The following is a 362-nucleotide window of genomic DNA, read 5'->3' as shown; positions in this document are numbered from 1 at the left end:
TACGAGCAAACATGCTGGAGAGTGATTTATGTGCTTGCTCGATTTTTTCAACCAAGGGCAGGGTGTCCCCAGCTCCACTTTGAATTTTTTACTTTAAACCATATAGAAATAGTCCGAGTGAGTTCAAGGGTTGCCTTAAGTCATGGCTAGCGGAAGTCATAAATTCAGTTTTTGACTGATTATCGGGGGGCACGGGGAAAATAACCGATTCGGCAAAACTCATTCCAGCAAGATAACGCTCGGCATGGCGGTGTCTTGCCCAACGCAGCGCAGCGTCGTACAAAGCAGTAAAGAGGCGCAAAGAATATCCTTAAATTATATCGCCAGGCACCAGTGGCACGAAGCGCACATCGGCTATGACT

The 362-nt window shown here is 47.0% G+C and carries 1 pseudogene; it reads right to left on the bottom strand.

Annotation, left to right across the window (positions count from 1 at the left end):
• Positions 1-181: 181 nt before the first annotated feature.
• Positions 182-301, bottom strand: a pseudogene (locus C2M36_RS17045) (DedA family protein); the annotation flags it as partial.
• Positions 302-362 lie beyond the last annotated feature (61 nt).

Origin of the sequence: Pseudoalteromonas sp. T1lg75 (assembly GCF_002964705.1) — a bacterium.
In the GTDB taxonomy this organism is placed as follows: domain Bacteria; phylum Pseudomonadota; class Gammaproteobacteria; order Enterobacterales; family Alteromonadaceae; genus Pseudoalteromonas.
This window is presented reverse-complemented; position numbering and strand designations above follow the sequence as displayed.